A 23,428-nucleotide genomic window follows, 5' to 3' on the forward strand; every position below is an offset into this window, starting at 1 on the left:
TTAAAAAAATATCTTTGCAATGAGTGATAAACAAAAAACTATACAAGAAGAAATACATCTATCAGGTATAGGACTGCACACAGGAAAAGAAGTGAATCTTACCATGAAACCAGCTAAAGAAAATACTGGTTTTGTTTTCATAAGAACAGATTTGGAAGGTCGCCCACAAGTTGAAGCTGATGTTAATTATGTAACAACTACTGAACGTGGAACGACTTTAGAAAAATTAGGCGTTAAAATCCACACTTGCGAGCACCTTTTAGCGGCATTGGTTGGGATGGATCTTGACAATGTAATTATGGAAATGGACAGTTCTGAACCACCAATTCTAGATGGATCTTCTAAGTTTTTTGTAGAAGCTATCGAAAAAGTTGGTGTTGAAGAGCAAAATGCAACAAGAGAATATCTTGTTATTAAAGAAGTTCTTAGTTATGTTGATCCTAATACGGGTTCAGAGATTACAATTATTCCGTCGGAGAATTACGAAGTGACGACAATGGTAGATTTCGGGACTAAAGTTTTAGGAACTCAAAATGCGAGTTTAAAAAACCTTTCTGATTTTAAAGAAGAAATTGCTTCGGCAAGAACTTTTAGTTTTTTACATGAGCTTGAGCAATTGTTAGATCATAACCTTATCAAAGGTGGAGACATTAGCAATGCCATCGTTTATGTTGACAAAGAATTAACACCACAAACAACAGAAAAACTGAAAGTAGCTTTCGGTAAAGAAGATGTTTCTATCCGTCCAAACGGTATTTTGGATAACTTAACACTTAACTATCCTAACGAAGCGGCACGTCACAAATTGCTTGACGTAATCGGCGATTTGGCTTTAGTTGGTGTTAAAATTAAAGGTCGCGTTATCGCTAACAAACCTGGACATTTCGTAAACACACAGTTTGCGAAAAAACTTAACAGACAATGGAAACTTCAGAAGAAGAAAAATGTTCCAGATTTTGACTTAACAAAAGAACCAGTTTTCGATATTAATGGTATTATGAAGTTGATGCCTCATCGTCCGCCATTCTTATTGTTAGACAAGGTTTTAGAATTGTCAGATACGCACGTTGTTGGTCTTAAAAATGTAACCATGAACGAACCTTTCTTCGTGGGACATTTTCCTAAAGAACCAGTTATGCCAGGCGTTTTGCAAGTAGAAGCTTTGGCGCAAGCTGGCGGAATTTTAGTTTTGGCTAGCGTACCAGATCCAGAAAATTATTCGACATATTTTATTAAAATCGATAAAGTAAAATTCAAGAGAAAAGTTGTTCCAGGAGATACACTTATCTTTAAAATTGAATTAATTGAACCAATAAGACGTGGTATTGTGCATATGCAAGGTTACGGTTATGTTGGCGATTCTGTTGCATTAGAAGCAGAACTTATGGCACAAGTAGCAAGAAATAAAGTAGACTAAATGGTACATCAGTTAGCAGTCGTAGACAAACGTGCCAAGATTGGCAAAAATGTAGTTGTGGAAGCTTTTACCACAATTAGCGGAGATGTAGAAATTGGAGAAGGAACGTGGATTGGTCCTAATGTTACCATTATGGATGGTACCAAAATCGGAAAAAATTGCAAAGTTTTTCCAGGTGCTGTTTTGGGTGGTATACCACAGGATTTAAAATTTGATGGTGAGGATACGTTTGTGTATATCGGCGATAACACGGTGATTCGCGAAGCTGTAACAGTTAACCGTGGCACCAAAGCTTTAGGTTATACCAAAATCGGAAATGACTGTTTGGTTATGGCAACAGCGCATGTCGCTCACGATTGCGTATTGGGTAATAATGTTATTATTGCTAACGCTTGCGGAATTGCAGGTCACGTGGAAATCGGTGATTACGTTGTGATGGGAGGATTGAGTGCCGTTCAGCAGTTTTGTAAAATCGGAAAACATGTGATGATTTCTGGAGGATCGTTGATCAGAAAAGATATTCCGCCTTATGTTAAAGTGGCTAGAGATCCAATTTCGTATGCTGGTATTAACTCGGTTGGACTTAGAAGACGTGGTTTTAACAATGATAAAATTTTTGAAATTCAGAAGATTTATCGTGCCATTTTTCAAATGAAAATGAACACAACACAAGCCATCGAATTCATCGAAAAAGAAATGCTACCAACGGTAGAAAGAGACGAGATTTTAACCTTTATCCAAAACTCACCGCGAGGTATTGTTAAAGGCTACGGCTCATCAAAAGACTAAATTTAAAAATTATAAAATAAAGAAATAAATATTAATGGCAACAACAGCTGATATCAAAAAAGGTCTTTGTATTGAATACAGTAATGACATCTACAAAATCATCGATTTTCAACACGTTAAACCAGGTAAAGGTCCTGCTTTCGTAAGAACAAAATTGAAAAGTGTAACCAACGGAAAAGTTATAGATAACACGTTTTCTGCAGGGCATAAAATCGATGAAGTTAAAGTAATTACTAGAAAATTCCAGTATTTATACGATGACGAAAATGGTTTCCACTTTATGAACAACGACGATTTCTCTCAACTTTACATCAATAAAGAAATGATTGAAAACGCACAATTCATGAAAGCTGGAGAAGAGGTAACTATCGTTTTGAAAGAAGCTGATGAGACGCCACTTTCTGCTGAGATCCCACCAACAGTATATTTGGATGTTGTAGAAGCTGATCCAGGTGTTAAAGGTAATACAGCAACTAACGCTCTTAAAAATGCAATTGTTGAGACAGGCGCAAGAGTTTTGGTTCCGTTGTTTATCGAAGCTGGAGATAAGATTAAAGTTAATACAGAAGACGGTTCTTATCTGGAAAGAGTAAAATAAATAATATAAGCGTTTTGATTTCCAAAGCGCTTTTTTTTGATAAATAGTTATTGTTATGACATTTAGCCAACCGCAGACGCTTAAGTCTATCGCTGATCTTATCCAATCAAAATATGTTGGTCCCGAAGATTTTCAAATTTTAGGTACTAATGAAATTCACCGTGTTAAAGCTGGAGAAATTGTATTTGTAAACCATCCTAAATATTATGATAAAGCATTACACTCGGATGCAACGATTATCTTAATTGATAAAGAAGTAGATTGTCCAGAAGGAAAAGCGTTGTTAATTTCGGAAGATCCTTTTAGAGATTTTAATAAAATTAATACACATTTCACGAAAATTAGTAATTTTTTTGGTGAACTTTCTAAACCAGAAATTGGTGAGAATTCTCAAATCCATCCAAGTGTAACTATTGGTAACAATGTTAAAATCGGAAAAAATTGCATTATTTACCCTAATGTCGTTATAGGAGATGACACAATAATTGGTGATAATGTTATAATCCAAGCTAATACGGTTTTGGGTGGAAACGCATTTTATTACAGAAAGTTAAATTGCAATTTTGATAGATTAATTTCTGTCGGGAATGTCGTTATCGAAAACAATGTAGAAATCGGTGTTGGATGTACAATTGACAGAGGCGTTACAGATATTACGTTAATCGGTGAAGGCAGCGTCTTAGACAACCAAATCCAAATTGGACATGATACCGTTATTGGTAAACGTTGCTTAATTGCATCACAAACAGGAATCGCAGGTTGTTGTATTATCGAAGACGAGGTGACAATTTGGGGACAAGTTGGTATGGCTTCAGGTCTTAGAATTGACTCTGGGACGGTACTTCTTGCCAAGACTGGTGTTAACCGCGATCTTAAAAAAGGAACTTATTTTGGACTTTTGGCAGATCCTTTTAGAGATTATCTTAAGAAAGAGGTTAAACTTAAAAAACTCTAAATTAATTCTGTGATAAAAAACAAAAATCAGTATTCACTTTCCAAGAATATTGACTATTTTTGTGTTTTATCAATATTATTTAAAATTTAAAAAATAAAAATAAAATGTCAGTATTAGTAAACAAGGATTCTAAAGTAATCGTACAAGGTTTTACAGGTAACGAAGGAACTTTCCACGCAGGTCAAATGATCGAATACGGAACAAACGTAGTAGGAGGTGTAACACCAGGAAAAGGTGGAACTGAGCACTTAGGAAAACCAGTATTCAACACAGTTGCAGATGCTGTTGCAAAAGCGGGAGCTAACGTAAGTATCATTTTTGTACCGCCAGCATTTGCTGCAGATGCAATTATGGAAGCTGCAGATGCAGGTATCAAAGTTATCGTTTGTATTACAGAAGGTATCCCTGTAGAAGACATGGTAAAAGTTAAGAGCTACATCCAAGACAGAGATTGTAGATTAATTGGACCTAACTGCCCTGGGATCATTACTTCTGATGAAGCTAAAATTGGTATTATGCCAGGTTTCGTTTTCAAAAAAGGTAAAGTAGGTATCGTTTCTAAATCTGGTACTTTAACTTACGAAGCTGCTGATCAAGTTGTAAAAGCTGGTTACGGTGTATCTACTGCAATCGGTATTGGTGGTGACCCAATTATTGGTACTACAACTAAAGAAGCTTTAGAATTATTCATCAACGATCCAGAAACTGAAGCAGTTGTTATGATTGGTGAGATTGGTGGTTCTCTAGAAGCTGAAGCTGCAAGATGGTACAGAGATAGCGGTTCTAAAAAACCAGTTGTTGGTTTCATCGCTGGACAAACTGCGCCTAAAGGTAGAACAATGGGACACGCTGGTGCTATCGTTGGTGGAGCAGAAGATACTGCGCAAGCTAAAATGGCTATCATGAGCGAATGTGGTATAAACGTTGTTGATTCTCCAGCTGAGATTGGTGCAACTGTAGCTAAAGTTTTAGGATAATATTTTAGAACCCAAGACTTTCGTTTGATGAAAAAAATAATTTTTGGATGTGCTTTAGCATTGGCTACAATGGTACAAGCTCAAGTTGATTTTAGTGCGACAAGATTTGGTTTAACGGCTGGTCCGACATATTCTAGAATCCAACATGCACATAATCCATCTGGACCAAGATATTCATTTTATGGAGGAGTTGTAGCTATAACTCCGGTTGGTGGAGATGATCAATTTTATGTACAAACAGAATTATTATATGTAGGTGCGGGCGAAACGGGTGATAAAAGTACTGAAAGCAAAAGAGGTTGGAATCATGCGGTATATGCTAATAATTATTTGAGCTTACCAATTAATTTTAAAGCTTATTTTTCTGAAGGAGAAAGTGAATTCTTTGCTTTAGGAGGACCAAGATTTGATTATTTGATTAATCAATCTAATAAAAATATTCCGCCAGGTAAAGAGGATTATGCAGTTGACCGCTACGGAAAAGGTAGAGCTTTTAATGTTGGACTTGGTCTAGGGATTGGATTCAGTTATAAAAGACAATGGGAAGCTACTCTGAAATATGATTATCACTTGCTAAATGTGTATCCAGATCTCAAAAATTCACCAATTGAACAAGCTACAACTGACCTAAGTGTTGCTAAAAAGAAAAGTGAACATATGATTGGTCTAGGTATTTCCTATATTTTTCAGTAAGTTTTTTCTTAAATAAATAAAAATCCCGCGAAACGAAGTTTCGCGGGATTTTGTTTTTAATAATAATTTTTGAAAATGTTATTTATAATCTTCAATCGCTTTATTAATCGCGTCAATTTGTTCATGAAGACTTTGGCTTTGAGGATTTTGTTTTAGAAGTTGCATCTTCTTATTTAAGCCTTCTTTCATGATTTGTACCAATATCATTTTTGCCTGTGGATTTGCAGAAATCTCACTTTTTGCTTGTCCCATAACTTTGGTCATCGCTTTGGTTGCTTTCGTATTATCAGAATTCATAATCCAGTTAAAACCTTCTTCGGCAACAGCGCCAAGCTCTGCATCTTGGAATTTAATAAAAGGATAAAATAAAACTTGACCACCAATATTTTCCATTTGCGATTCGATTTTATTTTTAACGATAATCGGCATCAATTTGTTGATTAGATCTTCAGAAGCATTTGATAAATCAATTTTCTGCATTAATGCAACAGTTTTCTGAGGCTCGATATCTGCTAAAGCTGCGATAGAATTTCCTTTAACTGAATTGGAAACCGCAGAAATTCCTTTTTCATAAATACTAACATACTTTTTGTCTTTCGTTTTAGAAAGTGCCGAAATTGCCGCTGCTTGAGCTAAAGTTTTAGGATCGTTTTGAGCAATATTTTCAACGTCTTTTAGAAGAAGTTTAGCTTGTTCAGGCTTTGATAAGTCAATGGCTGAAAGTGCTAGAATTCTGATTCTATGTGAAGAATCTTTAAGTGCGGCTGTTAATATTTTTAAAACAGAAGTATTTTTATCAATATTTTCTTTTGCAAATTCTACAGCAAGATATCTACTTTTAAATTCTTTTGCTTTTGTGTATTGAACTAAATATTGATCCGCAGTTTTGTTATCATTTATTTCAGTTAAAAGCACTTGATCTGCATTAACGTTCACTAAGTTGGGTTGTTGTGCAAAATTAAATGTAAAACTTTGACTAGCTTTCGCATCTGCCCAAACATTATAACGCTTCGGAATACCATTTTCGTAAACATCAATCGCTAACGGAAACTGAAAATAAGCACCAGATTGTGTTTGTGTTACGGCAACATTCACTTGTTTTTTAACAGGTTCGTAAGTGTAATTGATGCTAAGTTTTGGATGTCCAGCGCCGAAATACCATTGGTTGAAAAACCAGTTAAGGTCTTTTCCTGAAGCTTTTTCGAAAGACAAACGCAATTGATGCGCTTCGGCATTTCCGTATTCGTAGGTTTTAAGATAATCATTTAATCCTGCAAAAAAAGCATCGTCACCCAAATAATTTCTTAACATGTGAAGAATGCCACCACCTTTGTTATAAGTTACGGAATCGAAAACATCTTCTCTAGAATCATAATCGAATCGAACCAAATTCTTCGTGAAGTTGGCAGGATTCATTTTATAAGCTTGAAGTGATTTTATTAATTTGTAATCGGCTTCGTCTTTACCGTATTTATGCTCGTTCCAAAGATATTCGGAGTAGTCAGCAAAACTTTCATTAACTGTTAAATTGCTCCAACTTACGGCTGTTACCAAATCACCAAACCAATGGTGGAACAGTTCGTGTGCAATGGTGTCTTCCCAACGGTTTTCGTCAATTAGGTCGCCAGGTTTTTGTTGAGAAGCTTCGCCGTGTAAAGTCGCTGTCGTATTTTCCATCGCACCAGAAACATAATCGCGTCCAGCCATTTGATCATATTTTGCCCACGGATAAGGATAATTTAACTTGTTCGAAAAGAACTCCATCATTTCTGGTGTGTTTCCAAAAATCTGTTTAGCATAAGGCTCGTATTCCTTTTCTACATAGTAATTTACAGGAATATTTTTCCATTTATCTTTAATAACTGCAAAATCGCCAACGCCCATAAAGAATAGATAAGGCGAATGTTTTTTGTCCATTACCCAATAATCGGTTCGCATGTTGTTAGCTTCTTTTGTTGAACTTTTCAAAAGTCCGTTCGATAACGTAACGTATTTATCAGGAACCGTCATGTAGATTTCCTGAGTTGTTTTTTGGTTGGTTTTATCAATGGTTGGGAACCAAGCTGAAGAAGATTCGGTTTCGCCTTGCGTCCAGATTTGCGTTGGTTTGTCAGGATCTTTTCCTTGAGCGTTGATGAAGTACAAACCCTTTGCATCGTTAATTGCAGCACTTCCTTTTTGCGTTACTTCGTTCGGACGCGCTGTATATTTGATGTAGACCGTGTAATTTTGATTTTTTTGATAAGTTTTGTCAAGATTTATTTTTAAAATATCGTTTTTGTAATCGTATTTAAGTGCTTGTTTTGATCCGTTTTTGTCCAAAGCAACTTCGTGGATCAACATGGCTTTTGCATTAAGAACCAAAGAATCTGTCGGCGTAAAGTAAGGTGATGCAGTCAACCATTCTTCACCATGAAGCTGTTCTTTCTCGTAGTCGAAACTAACTTTTAATTTGGTGTGTTTTAATTCTGTCATTTTGGTATGTGTCGCACGATAGACTTTTTCTCGCCCCGAATAATCTGTTTGCGCAAAAGCTAAATTAGAATTAAATAAAGCGCCTAACAATAATGAAGATATGACGATTTTTTTCATAAGAGTTCTACTATTTAATAACATCTAAAGTCGATGTTTTAATATTTTTAGTGATAATATAAGCAAAGATAATATTTGGAATCCAACATAACCACGCAACGTTGCGATAAGCGATGATAAAATCTTGAAAAATCCTTTGTAGTAATGGCAAATAAATTCTTAATGTAACCGCAGAAAAGCAGGCTGCATAACTGTAAATCATCATTTTTTGATGCATTACTAAGTTCCTTTTTTTAATAGAAGTAAATGCTAAAAATGTTGCTAAAAACAAAACGATGCCTAGAGAAGAAAATCCAATTGCAGTGCTAATTCCGCCTGTTGATAGTGTCGCAATTCCGATCCCAGCCAACGAGCTTAAGAATACAAAAATCATATAAAGTTCCCCCACTTTTCGATGGAAACTTAGATTTTTATTTCTCCATTTTGGAACAAATTGTATCCAACCAATTAATAACGAAAGTCCTCCAAAGATGATGTGCGTGTAGAAACCAATATTCCAAAATAGATTTTGTAAAACTTCTTGATCTTTAAACCGAAGTAGTCCAAAACTTCGATCTAGGAAAACATAAATCAAAGGATAAAGTCCGATTAACACACAGAAAACAGCAAAAATGATGAAGAATGTTTTTTTCATTCTTTATTGAATTGTTATTAAATAAGTGCTCAAAGATGATAAATTGTTACAAAATACTATTATAAAAAAATGTTATTTATTCGACAATTTGTAGTCCATTTAGTTTTAGAAAATCATCAAATTTTTGATAGGAAGATTTTTATTAAATATACAAAAAGCCCACGCTTAAAACCGTGGGCTCAATTCAATTATCAATTAGATTTTTTTCGTTTTTCTAATGTGAAGACATATTTTGTTGTATTTCTATGTTGTAGCGCAATTTTTGATATTTCCGCTGACAATTCGGGACTTAGATTAAATTTCGAAAACTCATCATAGAATAATTCTGAAGTTTCTACTTCTCCAACCAGACAACCTCTTCTTGAAAATATTTTGTTGTTTTTTTCTAAGAAATTTGAGAAAACTTTAGGAATAACATTTGGGCTATTTTCCGAAATAGCTAGATGTGCATAGAAAGCAATAACATCATTTTTATTTGATGTCAGTTTTTGTAAATCCGTTCGTGACGCCTTATTTTTAAGTTCAATAAAGGTAGAATAGGGTGGTATCTTATCTTCTTCTACATCACCTTTACCAGATATACCATCTGAAAAATAATTTAATTTCGAAATTGTAGCTACTTCTGATCTTATATATTTTGGAACTTGAAGCGTATCAATAATGCCTGTTCTAGGTTCTAAAATATCAACTAAGACTGGCGGATATTCTTCATTTTCAGTAATTTTTACTTCTTGTTTTGCACAGTTTTGAAAACAAATAATAAAAATTAAAAATATAAAGTTTCGCATCCTATATCGCAACAGGCGCTTTTATTCCTGGATGTGGATCGTAATTTTCTAAAGTGAAATCTTCAAAATCAAAATCAAAAATATTTTTGATGTTTGGATTTAATTTCATTGTTGGAAGCGCTTTTGGTTCGCGCGCCAATTGTCTGTCAACTTGCTCAAAATGGTTATTGTAAATATGGACGTCACCAAAACTATGCACATAATCGCCAACTTCCAGGTCACAAACTTGAGCCACCATCATCAAAAGCAACGCATAACTGGCAATATTAAAAGGAACGCCTAGAAAGACATCCGCACTTCTTTGATAAAGTTGCAGCGACAATTTTCCGTCCGCCACATAAAACTGAAACATCGCATGACAAGGCGCTAAAGCCATGTTTGGGATTTCAGCAACATTCCAAGCGGAAACGATAAGTCTACGTGAATCTGGATTTTTTTTGATTTGGTCAATCACTTCAGTTATTTGGTCAACAATTTTTCCATTGGCACCTTCCCAGCTTCTCCATTGTGCGCCGTAGACAGGACCAAGATTTCCATTTTCGTCTGCCCATTCGTCCCAAATTGAAACGCCATTATCCTTTAGATATTTAATATTTGTGTCACCTTTTAAAAACCAAAGCAACTCATAAATTATCGATTTAAGATGAACTTTTTTCGTCGTAACCATCGGAAAACCTTTCGACAAATCATAACGCAATTGATAACCAAAAACGCTTCTAGTACCAGTTCCGGTGCGATCGGTTTTGTCAGTTCCGTTGTCTTTAATATGTTTTAGGAGATCCAAATAGTTTTGCATGAGAGTTTAATTTTATATTTAAAACAGAAAAATATTTTCCGATTTTAAAAGTATTAAAATTCAAATTTAATAAAAAAAGAAATGACGAAAAATTGATTTAGGATACCAAATTCAAGCCTAAGCTTTTCGCTTCTTCGATAACAAAATTTCGCGCTTCTTTTTTATCATTACTAATAATACCTTCTAAAATCGCTTCTTTAACTTTTTCTTTCAGAATACCAATTTCGCGACCAGGTTTGAGGTCAAACATTTCCATAATTTCTTCTCCCGAAATTGGTGGTTGAAAGTTGCGGATATGATCTTTTTCTTCAACCTCTTTTATTTTTTCTGCGACATATTCAAAGTTCTTTTTAAAACGGGTTTGTTTTGCATAACTTTTAGTCGTAATGTCGGATTTGCAAAGAATAATTAAATCCTCTAAATCTTCGCCAGCATCAAACAAAAGTCGTCGTAGTGCAGAATCTGAAGCATTGTCCGTCACCAAAGCAATGGGACGAGCGTGCATTCTGACTAGTTTTTCAACGTATTTTAAATCCTGATTCAAAGGAAGTTTAAGACGTTTAAAAATATGTTTTACAATTTTGGAACCCAAAAATTCGTGTCCATGAAAAGTCCAGCCTGTTCCTTCAACAAATTTTTTCGTTGGCGCTTTTCCAATGTCATGCAACAATGCTGTCCAACGCAACCATAATTTGTCAGTGTTTTCAGAAATATTGTCAACCACTTCTAAAGTGTGGTAAAAGTTGTCTTTATGCGTTTGTCCATCAACATCTTCAATACCTTTTAATGCTGTTAATTCTGGTAAGATAATTTGAAGAAGTCCAGTTTCTTCCAATAATTTGAGTCCAACTGAAGGCTTTTCGGAAAGCATAATTTTGTTGAATTCCACCATAATACGTTCCATAGAAACGATGTGGATTCTTTCAACCTCAGTTTTTATAGCTTCTAAAGATTTTTCTTCGATATTAAATCCAAGTGTTGATGCAAAGCGAATCGCGCGCATCATACGAAGCGGATCATCCGAATAAGTCTGTAAAGGTTCTAGCGGCGTGCGAAGGATTTTTTGTTCTAAATCTTGAAGTCCATTAAAAGGATCGATCAACTCACCGAAATTATCTTTGTTAAGCGAAATTGCCATCGCATTAATCGTGAAGTCGCGGCGTTTTTGGTCGTCTTCCAAAGTGCCGATTTCTACAAAGGGTTTGCGACTGTCTTCGCTGTAGCTTTCTTTTCGTGCACCAACAAATTCGAGCTCAAGGTCGTTGTGACGGAACATTGCCGTGCCATAAGTTTTGAAAACGGCAACTTTTAGTTTAGGATTAATTTCTTTCGCAATGCTTTCTGCAAGCTCGATTCCCGAAGATTCTGTAACGAAATCGATGTCGGTTGGCGCCTTGCGTTTCATTAACAAATCTCGAACATAACCTCCAACTATATAGACAGATTGACCGTTGCGATGGGCAACTTCCGAAATGATTTTGAATAGTTTTAAATTTTTGTTCTGAGTTAAATTAACATTCATAAGGCTTTCCGCAAATATTTGCTTGCAAAGATAAGGCTTTCCTTAATTATGATTTGTCATTTTTATATAAGAAAAAGTCATGTTGTCAGATAATTTGTCTTAAAGTTGACAAATATGTCAAATTGCTATAACTAATTAGTATGATGGTTGTTAACGATGGCAGATTTTCTTATTTGGTATAAATATGGTGAATATTTTATCGAACAAAAGCTAACTCATCAAAAATTTATTGGGTAGTAAAAAGTAGTAGTTTTTTTTCATAGTTTATTTTTTCTTCAGGCGACATCGTAGGTGTCGCCTGAAGTTTTTTAATTAAAAAACTTACTCTCTCAAGACTTTAATTTGTCCGTTTTTCCAAACTTTAATAACAGAAGAACCAGAATATTTAGAGATTTTTTCGCGGTTTTCTTCCACTGCATAATCTACAGCATCTATTATTTCTTGGGAAATATCTGAGAATTTAAGAGGACTTTTGTCACCACTAAGATTTGCTGAAGTTGAAACGATTGGTTTATTAAGTTTAGAAATTAATTTTTTACAAAAATCATCTTTAATCAATCGTATGCCGATAGATCCATCCTCAGCCAAAGCTTCTTTTGGAAGACCTTTTGCAGATTCGTAGACAATGGTAATTGGTTTTTCGGAAAGGTCGATAATTTCCCAAGCCATCTCCGGAACTTCCACAAAATCTTGTAGTCTCTTTTCGTTTTCGACCAAAATGATCATGGATTTATTCGCGTCGCGATGTTTGATGTCGAATACTTTTTTTATCGCTTCAGGATTAGTTGCGTCACATCCAATGCCCCAAATTGTGTCAGTTGGATAAAGAATTGTGCCACCGTTTTGTAAAGATTCTATTGCTTTTTCTATGCTCATGATTCAAAATGAATTAATCTGGAATGTTACAAAAGCTTAAAATTATAAACTATTGAATAATAGGCTTTTTAATAAAACTGTATTTTCCAAAATTGGTTTTCGATACTGCAAATTTAACTATAAATGAACGGAAGTTTATGTAAAATTCAGATGTTAAAATTAATTTAACATAAAGTGTAATTTCTTAATATTTTTTTAAAATTTAATTAAATCTTTCAATACGAATTCTCATGCTATACTTCAGTTCCTTTGTCAGCGAAGAAAAAAAGTAAGTAAGTAAAAATGAAAATCAACAAACTAAGCATCGGCGTATTATTCTTATTAGGAAGTACCACAATGCTATTAGCTCAACAAAAAAACGACACTGTTAAATCTACAAAAAATATCGAAGGTGTCATCATCCAAGGTAGCACCAAAAAAGGTAAAGAGTCTAACCTTATCAATTTACAAAGAAAATCTGTTGAAGTTATAGAACGAGTTGGTTCTGTACAATTAGAAAAACAAGGTGTTGGCGACGTGGCAACAGCAGTTACCAAAGCAACAGGAACGCAAAAGCAAGAAGGAAGCGGACAGATCTTTGTTCGTGGATTAGGAGATCGCTATAATGGTACAACTCTTAATGGTCTTGAAATTCCTTCGGATAATCCAGAATTCAAGAATATAAATTTAGAGATTTTCAAGACTTCGATGATCGAGTATCTTTCTTTGGATAAAGTATATAATCCTAGATTTTCTGGTGATTTTGGTGGTGCTAATATTGATATCGTTTCTAAAACACATGTAGGAAAACCGTATTTCAAAGTTGGTTTAGGAAGTTCTATCAATCTTCAGACTTTTGATAAGGCTAATTTTAAGATGCAAGATGGTGGACCAGGTTTTTTCGGTTTTAATGAGGCAACTTATAGAACAGGAAGTCCTTACGATAAATATCCTTTCACAACGAAATGGAATTTTAAAAACGCTCAGAATCCTTTTAATACCAGTATGGATTTTGAAGGTGGTGCAAGACTAGGGAAGTTTATGTTGTTTGGTTATGCAGGATTTGATAATTCTTACGAGTACAGCATCGGAAAAGAAGGTTTCTACTTCGCAAATGGTGATGCTAACAAAGATTATAACGTTGAGAAGTCAGATTATAAAACGAACACAACAGCGTTATTGAATGTTGACTATAAAATTAACGCGAATAATAAATTAAAATTTACGACTAACTACATACATTCATCTCAGCAAGAAGCAAAAATCTACAATGGTTATGCTTATGACGTTGATAGAAATGTAATTATTAACAGAGGTGATAATAAGTTAACCGACACTTGGATTAATCAGCTTTTCGGTAATCATAACATCAATGGTAGTTGGACTTTAGATTGGGCTTTAGCATTTAACCTGATGAATAGCAAAAGACCAGATCGTATGCAGAATACTATTAATGCAGAGACTAACGAATTCTTGGCAAGTAGTGCAATTAGTAATCACAGATATTTTGATGAGTTAAAAGATAAAACCTATCTAGGACATCTTTATTTAACTAAAAAGTTTAACCAAAATTATAAATTGGTTGTCGGTTATGATGGGTCATACAAGGATAGACAGTTTAACCAAACAACTTTGGGGATGAACTTCACAACCTCAGTACCTGTTAATTATCAAGATATTGATGCCTTCATTAATGCTTATAATAATAGTTTATTTATTTATAATATTCAAAAAAGTAATTATTCTATCAAAAGAAATATCCAGTCTGGTTTTGCAAACTTTGATATGAATTTGTCAGATAAATTTACTTTGCAAATCGGTGGAAGATTCGACTATATTGATTTTGATATGGCTTGGAAAGACATCTTAGATGACAGTACAAGAAAAAAACAATACAATAAGTTTTTGCCAGCACTTAATGCTAAATATAGCATAAATGATCGACAAAACTTGAGATTCTCAGCTTCTAAAACCTATACATTACCTCAACCAAAAGAGCTGATCCCGATTGCTTATTATGATGTAACTGCTAACGTATATGGTAATCCATATTTGTATCCTTCAGATAATTATAATGCGGATCTTAAATGGGAGTTTTTCCCGAAAACTGGAGAGATAATCTCTTTGACAGCTTTTGGTAAGTACATCCAAAACCCAATCGGTAGAAGTACATATTCTTCTGCTTCTCCAAGTGATATGACATTTTTCAATATTGCAAATTGGGGTTATATCTATGGTGCTGAAGCAGAAATTAGAAAGGATATCTTTAGTTGGGACAAATCAAAAATTTATGCTTTTGTGAACGGAACATTTATGCAGTCGAAACAAGAGCTAAAAAATGAAACCGAACTAGCTAAAGAAAACAACGGAAAAACTGCACAGTTCAGCAAATTAGAAAATGATGTGCAAGGTGTTGCAAAATTCTTAGCTAATGCTAATGTTGGATATAATTATAAGTGGGGTGGCGATAATACTCTTGATCTAGTTGTTTCTTACTCTCGTATAGGTAAAAATCTTTACTCTATCGGTACTAACAAAGTTGGTGACTTCTATGAGCTTGCAAAAGATATCTTAGATGTTAATATCAATTTTTCGCTAAAACAAATAGGTATCGGGATTAGCGGCAAAAATCTACTAAATCCGCATTCTAAAATTGAACAGATTAATGATGCCGGAACTTTCATCCATAAAGATTATACGAGAGGTCGTCAAGTTGGCCTTAGTTTAACATACAAATTTTCAAAATAATTAAAAGTAAATATTTAAAATCTAAGTAAAATGAAAAAAACATTTTTAAAAGCTATTCTTGGTTTATCATTAGTAGCGTCTACAACAGCAGTAGTGGTATCTTGTAATGATAAGAACAATGATGATCCAGTAGTAATTGATAACTCTGGTATCGATGCAAATAACTTTAAAGGTGATATTACAAAAAATGTAACATTAGATCCAGCTAAAGTATATACCATTACAGGTAAAGTTGCAGTTAAAGCGGGAGCTTCTCTTACAATCCCTGAAGGTACACAGATTAAAGTAGCTGAAGGTGCTAATTATCTAGTCGTAGAAAGAGGAGCTAAAATTTTCATCAATGGTTCTGCTGCTAAGCCAGTTGTATTCGAAGGTACAGCACATAAGCAAGGACATTGGGGAGGTATCGTAGTTTTAGGTAATGCACCATCTAACAGAAGTGCTGCTGGAACTTCAACTTCAGAATTAGGAGATTTAACATACGGAGGAACAGATAAAGCTGATAACTCAGGTGTTATTAAGTATGTAGTTATTAAAGATTCAGGTTATAAATACAACCCAGAGAAAGAATTTAACGGTCTTTCATTATTTGGTGTTGGTAGCGGAACAACAGTTTCTTATGTATATGTAACTAATGGTGCTGATGATGGTGTAGAGATGTTTGGTGGTAACGTTAATGTTGATCACATTGTAGTAACAGGAGTTGGAGACGATTCTTTTGACTGGACAGAAAGCTGGAGTGGTACTGTAGATTATCTTTATGCTGCAAGAATGAAAGCATTTATGGGTGCAGTTGAGCCAGGTAACAGAGGTATCGAAGCAGATAGCCAAGATACAGATCCTAACACAACTAATGGTGCTAATGGTGGTGTATCTAACCCAACAGTTAAAAATGCTACTTTCATCGGAAATACTGCAGGTGCAGAATCTCAAGGTATGAAAATCAGAGCAGGATCTCAAGGTAGTTTTGATAATATCGTTATCGCAAACTTTCAAACAGGTTTAGATTTCGAAACGGATAGAACTTATACTTGGTTCAATAGCGGTACAAAAATTAACAATGTACGTTTTGTAAATGTTGGTACAGAATGGAAAGCGAAAGCAACAACAGCTAACCCAAATCCAGATTTATCTAAAGCTTTCACAAAGAGTGCTGATGCTAGAGGTGCTGGTAACGGTACTGCATTGCCAGAGTGGGCAAAAGGATGGACTGGACTTAATAGTTTTGACGTAGCTGATGCTGGTAACTAATCCAACGTATTTTAGAAATTAAACACAAAAGCTTTTTTTTCTTCATATTACTTTAAAACAAATCCCGAATCATTTATTTGATTCGGGATTTTATTTTTTTAATTAAACGATTAAACGATTAAAAGATTAATTTTGACCATCAACCATCAACCATCAACCATCAACCAAAACCTACTTCAGAGCTTGCTCAAGATCAGCGATAAGATCTTCGATATCTTCGATACCAGCACTTAATCTTACCAAATCATCTGTGATGCCAAGTTCTGCACGTTTCTCCGCTGGGATAGAAGCATGTGTCATTAACGCAGGATGATTTGCAAGAGATTCTACACCACCAAGAGATTCAGCCAATGTGAAAACTTTTAGATTTTCTAAAAACTTAATAGCATCTTCCTTTTTACCTGATTTAAAAGTGAAAGAAACCATACCTCCGAATTCTGCCATTTGTTTTTTAGCCAATTCGTATTGTGGATGATTTTTTGATCCTGGATAGAATACTTTATCAATCGCAGGATGATTTTCTAAAAACTCAGCGACTTTAACACCGTTTTCGCTGTGACGTTGCATTCTAAGAGATAAAGTTTTGATCCCTCTTAATACCAAATAAGAGTCATGTGGACCCAAAATCCCGCCACTTGCAAATTGGATAAAGTGAAGCTGTTCGCCCAACTCAGGTGTTTTTGCAACCAAAGCACCAGCAACAACGTCAGAGTGTCCACCTAGATATTTAGTCGCAGAATGCATTACGATGTCAGCACCAAGATCAATTGGTCTTTGGATGTAAGGTGTCGCAAATGTATTGTCAACAGCTACCAAAATATTTTTTCCTTTTACTAAATCAGTTACCGCTTTTATATCCACCAATTTCATCAAAGGATTGGTTGGTGTTTCTAACCAAATCAATTTTGTTTTGTCTGTGATTACATCTTTAATCGTATCAACTTCGTCAAAGTTTACAAAACTGAATTTAATCTGATATTTGTCAAATAATCTTGTGAACATTCTGTAAGTTCCACCATAAAGGTCGTCAACTGCAATCACTTCGTCACCAGGACTTAGTAATTTTAGAACACAATCAATCGCAGCCAATCCTGATCCGAAAGTTAAACCTCTTGCACCATTTTCGATAGAAGCCAAAGCATCTTCCAAAGCTTGACGTGTTGGGTTTGCACCTCTAGAATATTCGTAGCCAGCTTTTAGTTGACCTGGACTTTTTTGCGCAAATGTTGATGTTAAAAATACGGGTACATTAACAGATCCTGTGTGTGGCTCGTGTTGTTGTCCACCGTGGATCACTTTTGTATTGAATTTCATATTTTTTTTATTTTTTATTATTTTAAAATCGATTATGAATTATGAATTAATTTTGCTAAAAACTAAAAATACAAATCTTTAATCCTTAATCCTTAATCCTTAATCTAAACTACTTAATTGCTGACTTCACTGCAAATTCTTCAGCGACTTCACCTAGCCATTCTGCTACATCATCTTCGCCAGTTGCACGTTGATAAGTGTGACCTAACGACACCAAAATCTGGTGAAAAAACTGCTTCATGTGGTCTACTTGCATATCCTTCGTCCAAAGATCGATACGAAGTGCTTCCTTTGCGTTGTCATCCCAAACCGAAATCATCGTTGCTTTAGTTTCTTGCGCATTAATGCCCCCATCTTCAGCATTCCAAGTCATTTTTTCGGGAACGTGGTTTTCGTCAAGTTCCACATTTATAGTTATTTGGGTCTTTCTCATTGTATGTAATTTATTTAATTTCTTTTGGTTTGTAGCCAGATCCGTTAAAGATATCGGTGGCGTTTTTGTTTAAAAATTCAGGGATTTTGACATTTGGATTTTTCGCTAAATATTCTCTACAGATTTGCCATCCCGTCCACACACCAACTTGTGGCGAACTATCTTTATCGATTTCTGTATAGAATTTAGAAAATGGTCCTGGTTGGATAAATCGTCCAGCCAATTCGGGATCAGATTTAAAGAGATAATCGTTTTCAACAAAGTAATTCCAAATGTTAAATTCGTTTGCAATGTTCCATTCTTCCTGTTCTTTGGTGTAATTTATTTTTAAAAAATCAGGCGTTTCAGGTAAGAAAATATCTTGCAAAATCTGGATTTTCCCATTGTATACCAATTCATCAATAAATTTTGATTCCGTCGGTTTTCTCGGCACCATTTGTTCAGCAAAAGACATTGACACTTTTGGGACGATATTACTAGGATTCATTGATTTTTGAATATACTTATCGATACCGTTGTAAGCTTTGTTATCCATTCCCATAAAAGCCGAAACATCTATGAATAGATAGTTTTCTTCGGGTTTATAAAAAATAGGAGCCAGCATACTTTCGTAATAAACTGCGGTTGAATACAGGAAAACTTTTGGCGCTTTAAAGTTCGGGAAATACGTTTTAATATGCGAAAAAAGTGCAGCTAAATCTTTATTAAGTTTAGCCTTATCAATTTTCGAAATGGCGTCTTTATAGATTTTTATTTCCTCAGGATCTTTTCTGCGTTCTACAAAAACATTGTCTGGAACCGTCCCTTGGAACCACGGAAAATCTTTCTTAAAATCTTCCATACTCACATTCGGGTCGTATAACTTTTCCGAAATGTCCACCAAATCAATTTTCTGTATCGGGTTTTTAACTTCCTGTTCCCATTGCGGTTTTTCAGCATCTTTTTTACAAGAGTTAAGACCAAACAGACAAGCGATTATCGATAGACTTACTATAAGTTTTTTCATTTTTTAGATACTTTTGTAAACTTTCTTTTAAAAATCAAATTTTCTCTAAAGTAGGCTAGAAAATAATCTTTAATTTTACTCAAGAATTTGAAACCACAAAAATAAGAATTTTAATGTTGCTCAACACCTTCGAAACCGAAAGATTAATTTTAAGACCTTTAGAATTGCAAGATGCTGATAGACTGTATCTTTTGGACAGTAATCCAGAAGTTATGAAGTACATCGGGATGCCTGCTTTAACCGCGCAAGAAGAATCTGTGAAAGTTATAGAGATGATTCGTAATCAATATCAGCGTTTTGGCATTGGCAGATTTGCTGTTGTAGAAAAAGAATCTGGACTGTTAGTGGGTTGGAGTGGATTAAAATTTAACGATTCCGAAATTAATGGTTTCAAAGATTTTTACGAATTGGGTTATCGTTTTCTTCCCGAAACTTGGGGGAAAGGTTACGCTTCCGAAACAGGAAAAGCCTTTGTTGATAAGTTTTTTGATGAGATGAAACTTAAAAATCTTTACGCTTACGCACATTCCGAAAATGGTGCTTCCAATCATGTTCTTACCAAATTAGGTTTTACTAAAACTGGAACTTTTACAGAACCTGATGGCAATTGTTTTTGGTATGAAATGACTTCGAAACCGAATTAAAATTTAAATAAAATAAATAAAATGCAATCCGAAAAAATAATTAATCATATTGTTAACTGGCTGAAAGATTACGCACAAAATTCTGGGATGAAAGGCTTTGTAGTCGGCGTTTCTGGCGGGATAGATTCTGCCATTGTGTCGATGTTGGCTGCAAAAACTGGTCTTAAAGTTTTGTTGTTAGAAATGCCAATTCGTCAAAAAGAAGATCAAGTCAATCGTGCGCAAGATCACATCGAAGATCTAAAATCAAAATTTTCTAATGTTGAAAGTTTTCGTGTGGATTTGACGCCGACATTTGATACGTTCCAAAAAACGGTTGATGTTAAAGACCAAGATTTCCCAGCAGAGCAATTGGCTTTAGCCAATTCTCGTTCGCGACTTAGGATGTTGACGTTGTATTATTATGGACAAATTCATGGACTTTTGGTAACAGGAACTGGGAACAAAGTTGAAGATTTTGGTGTCGGATTTTTCACAAAATATGGCGATGGCGGTGTTGATATTTCGCCAATTGCTGATTTGTACAAAACACAAATCTATGAGTTAGCGAGGCATCTTGACATTATCGAAAGTATCCAAAAAGCGATACCAACGGACGGTCTTTGGGACGGTGAAAGAACCGACGAGCAGCAGATTGGTGCAACTTATCCAGAACTGGAGTGGGCGATGGAGCAAGATCAAAGTTTAACACCTGATCATTTTGAAGGAAGACAACGTGAAGTCTTCGAAAAGTATCAAAAGATGCATCGTGCAACCTTGCACAAGGTTAATCCCATCCCAATTTGTGATATTCCAGAGGAGTATAAATCTTAATTTTTTTTAATGAATCCAAAACTTAAAACCTTTTTATTCTTCTTTTTTGGCGCCTTGGCGGGTATTGCGGTGATGTATGTCATTAATCCACCAAAATCTGACAAAGCTGTAGACACTGAAATTACGACAAATGCTAATCGTCAAAATTCAGATTTTAATCAAGAAAAAAATCCCCAAAAAGGAACTGAAAACGATAACAAAAAGTCTTCTAATAATTATAGCGGACAATCAATTGATGAGCTGACAAAACAATCGGTTGTTGTAGCTTATCTTAAAACGCATCAAAAACTTCCTGATTATTATATCACTAAGAAAGCAGCAAAATCTTCTGGTTGGGAAGCTAGCAAAGGAAATCTTTGTGATGTTTTGCCAGGAAGAGCTATCGGCGGAGACAAATTCACGAACCGTGAAAAAAATCTGCCAACGCAAAAAGGACGTAACTATTACGAAGCCGATCTCAACTACAATTGTGGACGTCGAAATGCTGACAGAGTTGTTTTTAGCAACGATGGTTTAATCTTCGTAACAACCGATCATTACAAAACTTTTCAAGAACAATAATGCGATGGTTAATTGTCGTGTTGGTTTTATTTTCTTGCCAAAAAGAGAAAGAAGTTTCAAAACTTGACAAGAAAGAAGTTAAAATTTTAATTCAATCATTGGTAGGAATTTAAAAACAAAACATTGGAAATTTTAATACTATGGAAAAAACAATATATATCGACTTTGTAGATTTGGGAGACTACGAAGATTTTTATGCTCAATTAAAAACTAAATTAACGCTTCCTGATTATTTTGGAGATAATCTAGATGCTTTGTACGACGTTATTTCGGGCGATTTAGAAATGCCTCTTCATATCGAATTTGTCAATATGACAGTTGATCAATTGGAGACTTTTGAAGACCTTTTAACAACTTTGGAAGATGCAGAAGAAGAGGTTGAAGGCTTTACGTTTTCATATTATTTGGAGCAATTCGAAGATGACGAAGATGCCGATTCAGAAGACGATTTAACAGATTAAGATGATTAGAAAAGTTGATATAAAAGACTTGGATGCTCTGTCAAAATTATTTGACAGCTATCGAATATTTTATCATAAAAACTCGGATATCGAAGCTGCAAAAAGCTTTTTAACAGAAAGAATAAAAAATAAAGAATCCGAAATTTTTGTTGCGGAATTCGAGAATAATTTGGTAGGTTTTGTACAATTATTTCCTATTTTTTCGTCTACAAGAATGCAGCGATATTGGTTGCTAAACGATTTATTTGTCGATGAAAATTACAGAGGAAGATCTTATTCTAAAGCTCTACTAGAAGCAGCCAAAGAGCTTTGTCGCGATACAAATGCATGTGGAATGTTGCTGGAAACAGGTAAGCAAAACGAAATTGGTAACCAATTATATCCTTCCTGTGGCTTCAAAAAATATGATGAAGTTAATTTTTTCGAATGGGTTAACGAATAATTGTTATCTTTAAATAATATTCAAAAACTATAACTATGACAGATTTCGAAAAATACATCCAACGTTATTTGGATTTGGTTCCAGATGAAGAATGGATTGATGCTCTAGACACTTCGGGCGGAAAAACTTTTGGTATTTTCAGTGATTTGACTGAGGAACAAGGACTTTTTGCTTATGACAATGGCAAGTGGACACTCAAAGAATTATTACAACATTTAATAGATACCGAGAAAGTATTTGCGTATCGTGCCATGACTTTTGCAAGGCAAGATCAAACAGAATTGCCAGGTTTTGATGAAGAACTTTGGGCTAAAAATTCTCATGCAAATGATAGAAGCCTGGAAAACCTCATCGACGAATTTTCTTTTGTCAGAAAAGGAAGTATCTTATTTTTTGATGATTTGTCAGAAGAAGTTTTGCAGCTAAAAGGTGCAGCCAACGGCAATGCTTTAAGTGTTGAAACTATCGGAAAACTGATTGTTGGTCACAATATTCATCATCTTAATATTATCGAAGAAAGATATTTGTCGAAGCTTTAAATTTTTAAATCCAAAGTATCGAGATAAGATTTAATATCGGGAAAGAAAATCTCAAATTCTTTTCCGATTTCTTTTTTATGGCTCAAAAATGCTTCAAAAACGGGAATGTCTTTTTCCAAATATTTGGCTTTGTTGAGGACATTTTTCGTGCTAAATTTGATGCCCCAATCTTCGCGATAATTGTACAACCAATTGTCTTCTTCCATTTTTTTGAGCATAATTTTAAAATTTTCTGGAAGCCATTCTTCATATTGCCAAAGTGTTTTGTAGACTTTTTGGGAATGTTCAAAAAGTGCTCCATCCGAAATAGAGTGCGCCACAAAATAATCGAACGCAACATCAACAAAAGCCCCTGCATAAAGCCTTACCAAAGGACTAAATACTTTTTTTGCTTGCGAAATTGCTGGATGTGTATCGGTGAAACTATCAATGGCGCGATGTAGTTTGATGCCTTTTTGAATTTCTAAAGGGAAATTTTCGCGCTCATTATTTTTGATGAAATCTGCAATCATATTCCCGACAAGTTGCCCGTCAGTAAAGGATAAATAGGAGTGTGCAAGATAATTCATTATAATGTTTGTGCGATTTTTTGTGTTATAA

General features: G+C 34.7%; 24 protein-coding genes. 14 read left to right on the forward strand and 10 right to left on the reverse strand.

Annotated features, from left to right (window positions below; genetic code table 11):
* The first annotated feature begins 19 nt into the window (after positions 1–19).
* The 6 genes from RT037_RS02645 to RT037_RS02670 all read left to right on the forward strand — a co-directional run bounded on the left by RT037_RS02645 (position 20) and on the right by RT037_RS02670 (position 5,429).
* A complete protein-coding gene (locus RT037_RS02645; RefSeq protein WP_313027963.1) occupies positions 20–1,417 on the forward strand; it encodes a bifunctional UDP-3-O-[3-hydroxymyristoyl] N-acetylglucosamine deacetylase/3-hydroxyacyl-ACP dehydratase in 1,398 nt (465 codons plus the stop codon).
* Positions 1,418–2,206, forward strand: coding sequence for an acyl-ACP--UDP-N-acetylglucosamine O-acyltransferase (gene lpxA / locus RT037_RS02650; RefSeq protein ID WP_312323492.1), 789 nt, complete (start codon positions 1,418–1,420; stop codon positions 2,204–2,206).
* 34 nt (positions 2,207–2,240) lie between these two features.
* The gene (gene efp, locus RT037_RS02655) at positions 2,241–2,804 is read left to right on the forward strand and encodes an elongation factor P (RefSeq protein WP_312323491.1); all 564 of its coding nucleotides are present in this window, start codon (positions 2,241–2,243) and stop codon (positions 2,802–2,804) included.
* Between the two features lie 55 nt (positions 2,805–2,859).
* The gene (locus RT037_RS02660; RefSeq protein ID WP_313027965.1) at positions 2,860–3,759 is read left to right on the forward strand and encodes an LpxD N-terminal domain-containing protein; all 900 of its coding nucleotides are present in this window, start codon (positions 2,860–2,862) and stop codon (positions 3,757–3,759) included.
* Between the two features lie 104 nt (positions 3,760–3,863).
* Complete coding sequence (gene sucD, locus RT037_RS02665) at positions 3,864–4,736, forward strand: succinate--CoA ligase subunit alpha (RefSeq protein ID WP_079667132.1); 873 nt, start codon at positions 3,864–3,866, stop codon at positions 4,734–4,736.
* A 27-nt stretch (positions 4,737–4,763) separates the two neighbouring features.
* Positions 4,764–5,429, forward strand: a complete 666-nt coding sequence (locus tag RT037_RS02670; RefSeq protein ID WP_313027966.1) for a porin family protein — start codon at positions 4,764–4,766, stop codon at positions 5,427–5,429.
* Positions 5,430–5,507: 78 nt separating this feature from the next.
* On the opposite strand, the gene RT037_RS02675 is transcribed toward RT037_RS02670, so the two are convergent.
* The 6 genes from RT037_RS02675 to RT037_RS02700 all read right to left on the reverse strand — a co-directional run bounded on the left by RT037_RS02675 (position 5,508) and on the right by RT037_RS02700 (position 12,637).
* Positions 5,508–8,021: a M1 family metallopeptidase gene (locus tag RT037_RS02675; protein ID WP_313027968.1), complete on the reverse strand. Its 2,514-nt coding sequence runs from the start codon at positions 8,019–8,021 to the stop codon at positions 5,508–5,510.
* A 10-nt stretch (positions 8,022–8,031) separates the two neighbouring features.
* Positions 8,032–8,655 carry a DUF2306 domain-containing protein gene (locus RT037_RS02680; RefSeq protein ID WP_313027970.1) on the reverse strand — a complete coding sequence of 208 codons (624 nt, stop codon included), beginning with the start codon at positions 8,653–8,655 and terminating at the stop codon, positions 8,032–8,034.
* A gap of 191 nt (positions 8,656–8,846) precedes the next feature.
* On the reverse strand, positions 8,847–9,443 hold the full coding sequence (locus tag RT037_RS02685) for a hypothetical protein (RefSeq protein WP_313027972.1): 597 nt from the start codon (positions 9,441–9,443) through the stop codon (positions 8,847–8,849).
* A gap of 1 nt (position 9,444) precedes the next feature.
* The gene (locus RT037_RS02690; protein WP_313027974.1) at positions 9,445–10,239 is read right to left on the reverse strand and encodes a thymidylate synthase; all 795 of its coding nucleotides are present in this window, start codon (positions 10,237–10,239) and stop codon (positions 9,445–9,447) included.
* 97 nt (positions 10,240–10,336) lie between these two features.
* Positions 10,337–11,761: a CCA tRNA nucleotidyltransferase gene (locus RT037_RS02695; RefSeq protein WP_313027975.1), complete on the reverse strand. Its 1,425-nt coding sequence runs from the start codon at positions 11,759–11,761 to the stop codon at positions 10,337–10,339.
* A gap of 321 nt (positions 11,762–12,082) precedes the next feature.
* Positions 12,083–12,637 carry an L-threonylcarbamoyladenylate synthase gene (locus tag RT037_RS02700; RefSeq protein WP_409529539.1) on the reverse strand — a complete coding sequence of 185 codons (555 nt, stop codon included), beginning with the start codon at positions 12,635–12,637 and terminating at the stop codon, positions 12,083–12,085.
* 282 nt (positions 12,638–12,919) lie between these two features.
* Between RT037_RS02700 and RT037_RS02705 the strand changes: the two genes are divergently transcribed.
* Complete coding sequence (locus RT037_RS02705) at positions 12,920–15,364, forward strand: TonB-dependent receptor domain-containing protein (protein WP_313027977.1); 2,445 nt, start codon at positions 12,920–12,922, stop codon at positions 15,362–15,364.
* A gap of 30 nt (positions 15,365–15,394) precedes the next feature.
* Positions 15,395–16,615 (forward strand): Vmc-like lipoprotein signal peptide domain-containing protein, encoded by a 1,221-nt coding sequence (locus tag RT037_RS02710; protein ID WP_313027979.1) that lies wholly within the window; start codon positions 15,395–15,397, stop codon positions 16,613–16,615.
* Between the two features lie 171 nt (positions 16,616–16,786).
* Here the strand turns inward: RT037_RS02710 and RT037_RS02715 are convergent, their stop codons facing one another.
* From RT037_RS02715 to RT037_RS02725, 3 genes are all read right to left on the reverse strand, one after another.
* A complete protein-coding gene (locus tag RT037_RS02715; protein ID WP_312322154.1) occupies positions 16,787–17,947 on the reverse strand; it encodes a cystathionine gamma-synthase in 1,161 nt (386 codons plus the stop codon).
* Positions 17,948–18,038: 91 nt separating this feature from the next.
* Positions 18,039–18,362 carry a gliding motility protein GldC gene (gene gldC, locus RT037_RS02720; RefSeq protein ID WP_312322149.1) on the reverse strand — a complete coding sequence of 108 codons (324 nt, stop codon included), beginning with the start codon at positions 18,360–18,362 and terminating at the stop codon, positions 18,039–18,041.
* 10 nt (positions 18,363–18,372) lie between these two features.
* Positions 18,373–19,368, reverse strand: coding sequence for a gliding motility protein GldB (locus tag RT037_RS02725; RefSeq protein WP_313027981.1), 996 nt, complete (start codon positions 19,366–19,368; stop codon positions 18,373–18,375).
* A gap of 113 nt (positions 19,369–19,481) precedes the next feature.
* Between RT037_RS02725 and RT037_RS02730 the strand changes: the two genes are divergently transcribed.
* The 6 genes from RT037_RS02730 to RT037_RS02755 all read left to right on the forward strand — a co-directional run bounded on the left by RT037_RS02730 (position 19,482) and on the right by RT037_RS02755 (position 22,828).
* On the forward strand, positions 19,482–20,012 hold the full coding sequence (locus RT037_RS02730; protein ID WP_313027983.1) for a GNAT family N-acetyltransferase: 531 nt from the start codon (positions 19,482–19,484) through the stop codon (positions 20,010–20,012).
* A gap of 21 nt (positions 20,013–20,033) precedes the next feature.
* Positions 20,034–20,825 carry an NAD(+) synthase gene (gene nadE, locus RT037_RS02735; RefSeq protein ID WP_313027985.1) on the forward strand — a complete coding sequence of 264 codons (792 nt, stop codon included), beginning with the start codon at positions 20,034–20,036 and terminating at the stop codon, positions 20,823–20,825.
* A gap of 9 nt (positions 20,826–20,834) precedes the next feature.
* A complete protein-coding gene (locus tag RT037_RS02740) occupies positions 20,835–21,386 on the forward strand; it encodes a ribonuclease domain-containing protein (protein WP_312324801.1) in 552 nt (183 codons plus the stop codon).
* Positions 21,387–21,526: 140 nt separating this feature from the next.
* On the forward strand, positions 21,527–21,847 hold the full coding sequence (locus RT037_RS02745; protein WP_313027988.1) for a barstar family protein: 321 nt from the start codon (positions 21,527–21,529) through the stop codon (positions 21,845–21,847).
* A 1-nt stretch (position 21,848) separates the two neighbouring features.
* Complete coding sequence (locus tag RT037_RS02750; RefSeq protein WP_313027989.1) at positions 21,849–22,289, forward strand: GNAT family N-acetyltransferase; 441 nt, start codon at positions 21,849–21,851, stop codon at positions 22,287–22,289.
* Positions 22,290–22,324: 35 nt separating this feature from the next.
* Entirely contained in the window at positions 22,325–22,828 is a 504-nt protein-coding gene (locus RT037_RS02755) for a DinB family protein (protein ID WP_312324740.1), read from the forward strand.
* Here RT037_RS02755 and RT037_RS02760 read toward each other — a convergent pair.
* A complete protein-coding gene (locus tag RT037_RS02760; RefSeq protein ID WP_313027991.1) occupies positions 22,825–23,397 on the reverse strand; it encodes an ACP phosphodiesterase in 573 nt (190 codons plus the stop codon). The two genes, RT037_RS02755 and RT037_RS02760, sit on opposite strands and share 4 nt — an antisense overlap.
* Positions 23,398–23,428 lie beyond the last annotated feature (31 nt).

The organism is Soonwooa sp., assembly GCF_032062245.1.
Taxonomy (GTDB): Bacteria; Bacteroidota; Bacteroidia; order Flavobacteriales; family Weeksellaceae; genus Soonwooa.

Coding starts and splice junctions, on each gene's coding strand:
- RT037_RS02670 (WP_313027966.1), top strand. CDS start 4,764: ATGAAAAAAATAATTTTTGGATGTGCTTTAGCATTGGCTACAATGGTA.
- RT037_RS02750 (WP_313027989.1), top strand. CDS start 21,849: ATGATTAGAAAAGTTGATATAAAAGACTTGGATGCTCTGTCAAAATTA.
- RT037_RS02690 (WP_313027974.1), bottom strand. CDS start 10,239: ATGCAAAACTATTTGGATCTCCTAAAACATATTAAAGACAACGGAACT.
- RT037_RS02730 (WP_313027983.1), top strand. CDS start 19,482: ATGTTGCTCAACACCTTCGAAACCGAAAGATTAATTTTAAGACCTTTA.
- RT037_RS02755 (WP_312324740.1), top strand. CDS start 22,325: ATGACAGATTTCGAAAAATACATCCAACGTTATTTGGATTTGGTTCCA.
- RT037_RS02745 (WP_313027988.1), top strand. CDS start 21,527: ATGGAAAAAACAATATATATCGACTTTGTAGATTTGGGAGACTACGAA.
- efp (WP_312323491.1), top strand. CDS start 2,241: ATGGCAACAACAGCTGATATCAAAAAAGGTCTTTGTATTGAATACAGT.
- gldC (WP_312322149.1), bottom strand. CDS start 18,362: ATGAGAAAGACCCAAATAACTATAAATGTGGAACTTGACGAAAACCAC.
- RT037_RS02725 (WP_313027981.1), bottom strand. CDS start 19,368: ATGAAAAAACTTATAGTAAGTCTATCGATAATCGCTTGTCTGTTTGGT.
- RT037_RS02705 (WP_313027977.1), top strand. CDS start 12,920: ATGAAAATCAACAAACTAAGCATCGGCGTATTATTCTTATTAGGAAGT.
- sucD (WP_079667132.1), top strand. CDS start 3,864: ATGTCAGTATTAGTAAACAAGGATTCTAAAGTAATCGTACAAGGTTTT.
- RT037_RS02660 (WP_313027965.1), top strand. CDS start 2,860: ATGACATTTAGCCAACCGCAGACGCTTAAGTCTATCGCTGATCTTATC.
- RT037_RS02685 (WP_313027972.1), bottom strand. CDS start 9,443: ATGCGAAACTTTATATTTTTAATTTTTATTATTTGTTTTCAAAACTGT.
- RT037_RS02760 (WP_313027991.1), bottom strand. CDS start 23,397: ATGAATTATCTTGCACACTCCTATTTATCCTTTACTGACGGGCAACTT.
- RT037_RS02695 (WP_313027975.1), bottom strand. CDS start 11,761: ATGAATGTTAATTTAACTCAGAACAAAAATTTAAAACTATTCAAAATC.
- RT037_RS02740 (WP_312324801.1), top strand. CDS start 20,835: ATGAATCCAAAACTTAAAACCTTTTTATTCTTCTTTTTTGGCGCCTTG.
- lpxA (WP_312323492.1), top strand. CDS start 1,418: ATGGTACATCAGTTAGCAGTCGTAGACAAACGTGCCAAGATTGGCAAA.
- RT037_RS02700 (WP_409529539.1), bottom strand. CDS start 12,637: ATGAGCATAGAAAAAGCAATAGAATCTTTACAAAACGGTGGCACAATT.
- RT037_RS02675 (WP_313027968.1), bottom strand. CDS start 8,021: ATGAAAAAAATCGTCATATCTTCATTATTGTTAGGCGCTTTATTTAAT.
- nadE (WP_313027985.1), top strand. CDS start 20,034: ATGCAATCCGAAAAAATAATTAATCATATTGTTAACTGGCTGAAAGAT.
- RT037_RS02710 (WP_313027979.1), top strand. CDS start 15,395: ATGAAAAAAACATTTTTAAAAGCTATTCTTGGTTTATCATTAGTAGCG.
- RT037_RS02680 (WP_313027970.1), bottom strand. CDS start 8,655: ATGAAAAAAACATTCTTCATCATTTTTGCTGTTTTCTGTGTGTTAATC.
- RT037_RS02645 (WP_313027963.1), top strand. CDS start 20: ATGAGTGATAAACAAAAAACTATACAAGAAGAAATACATCTATCAGGT.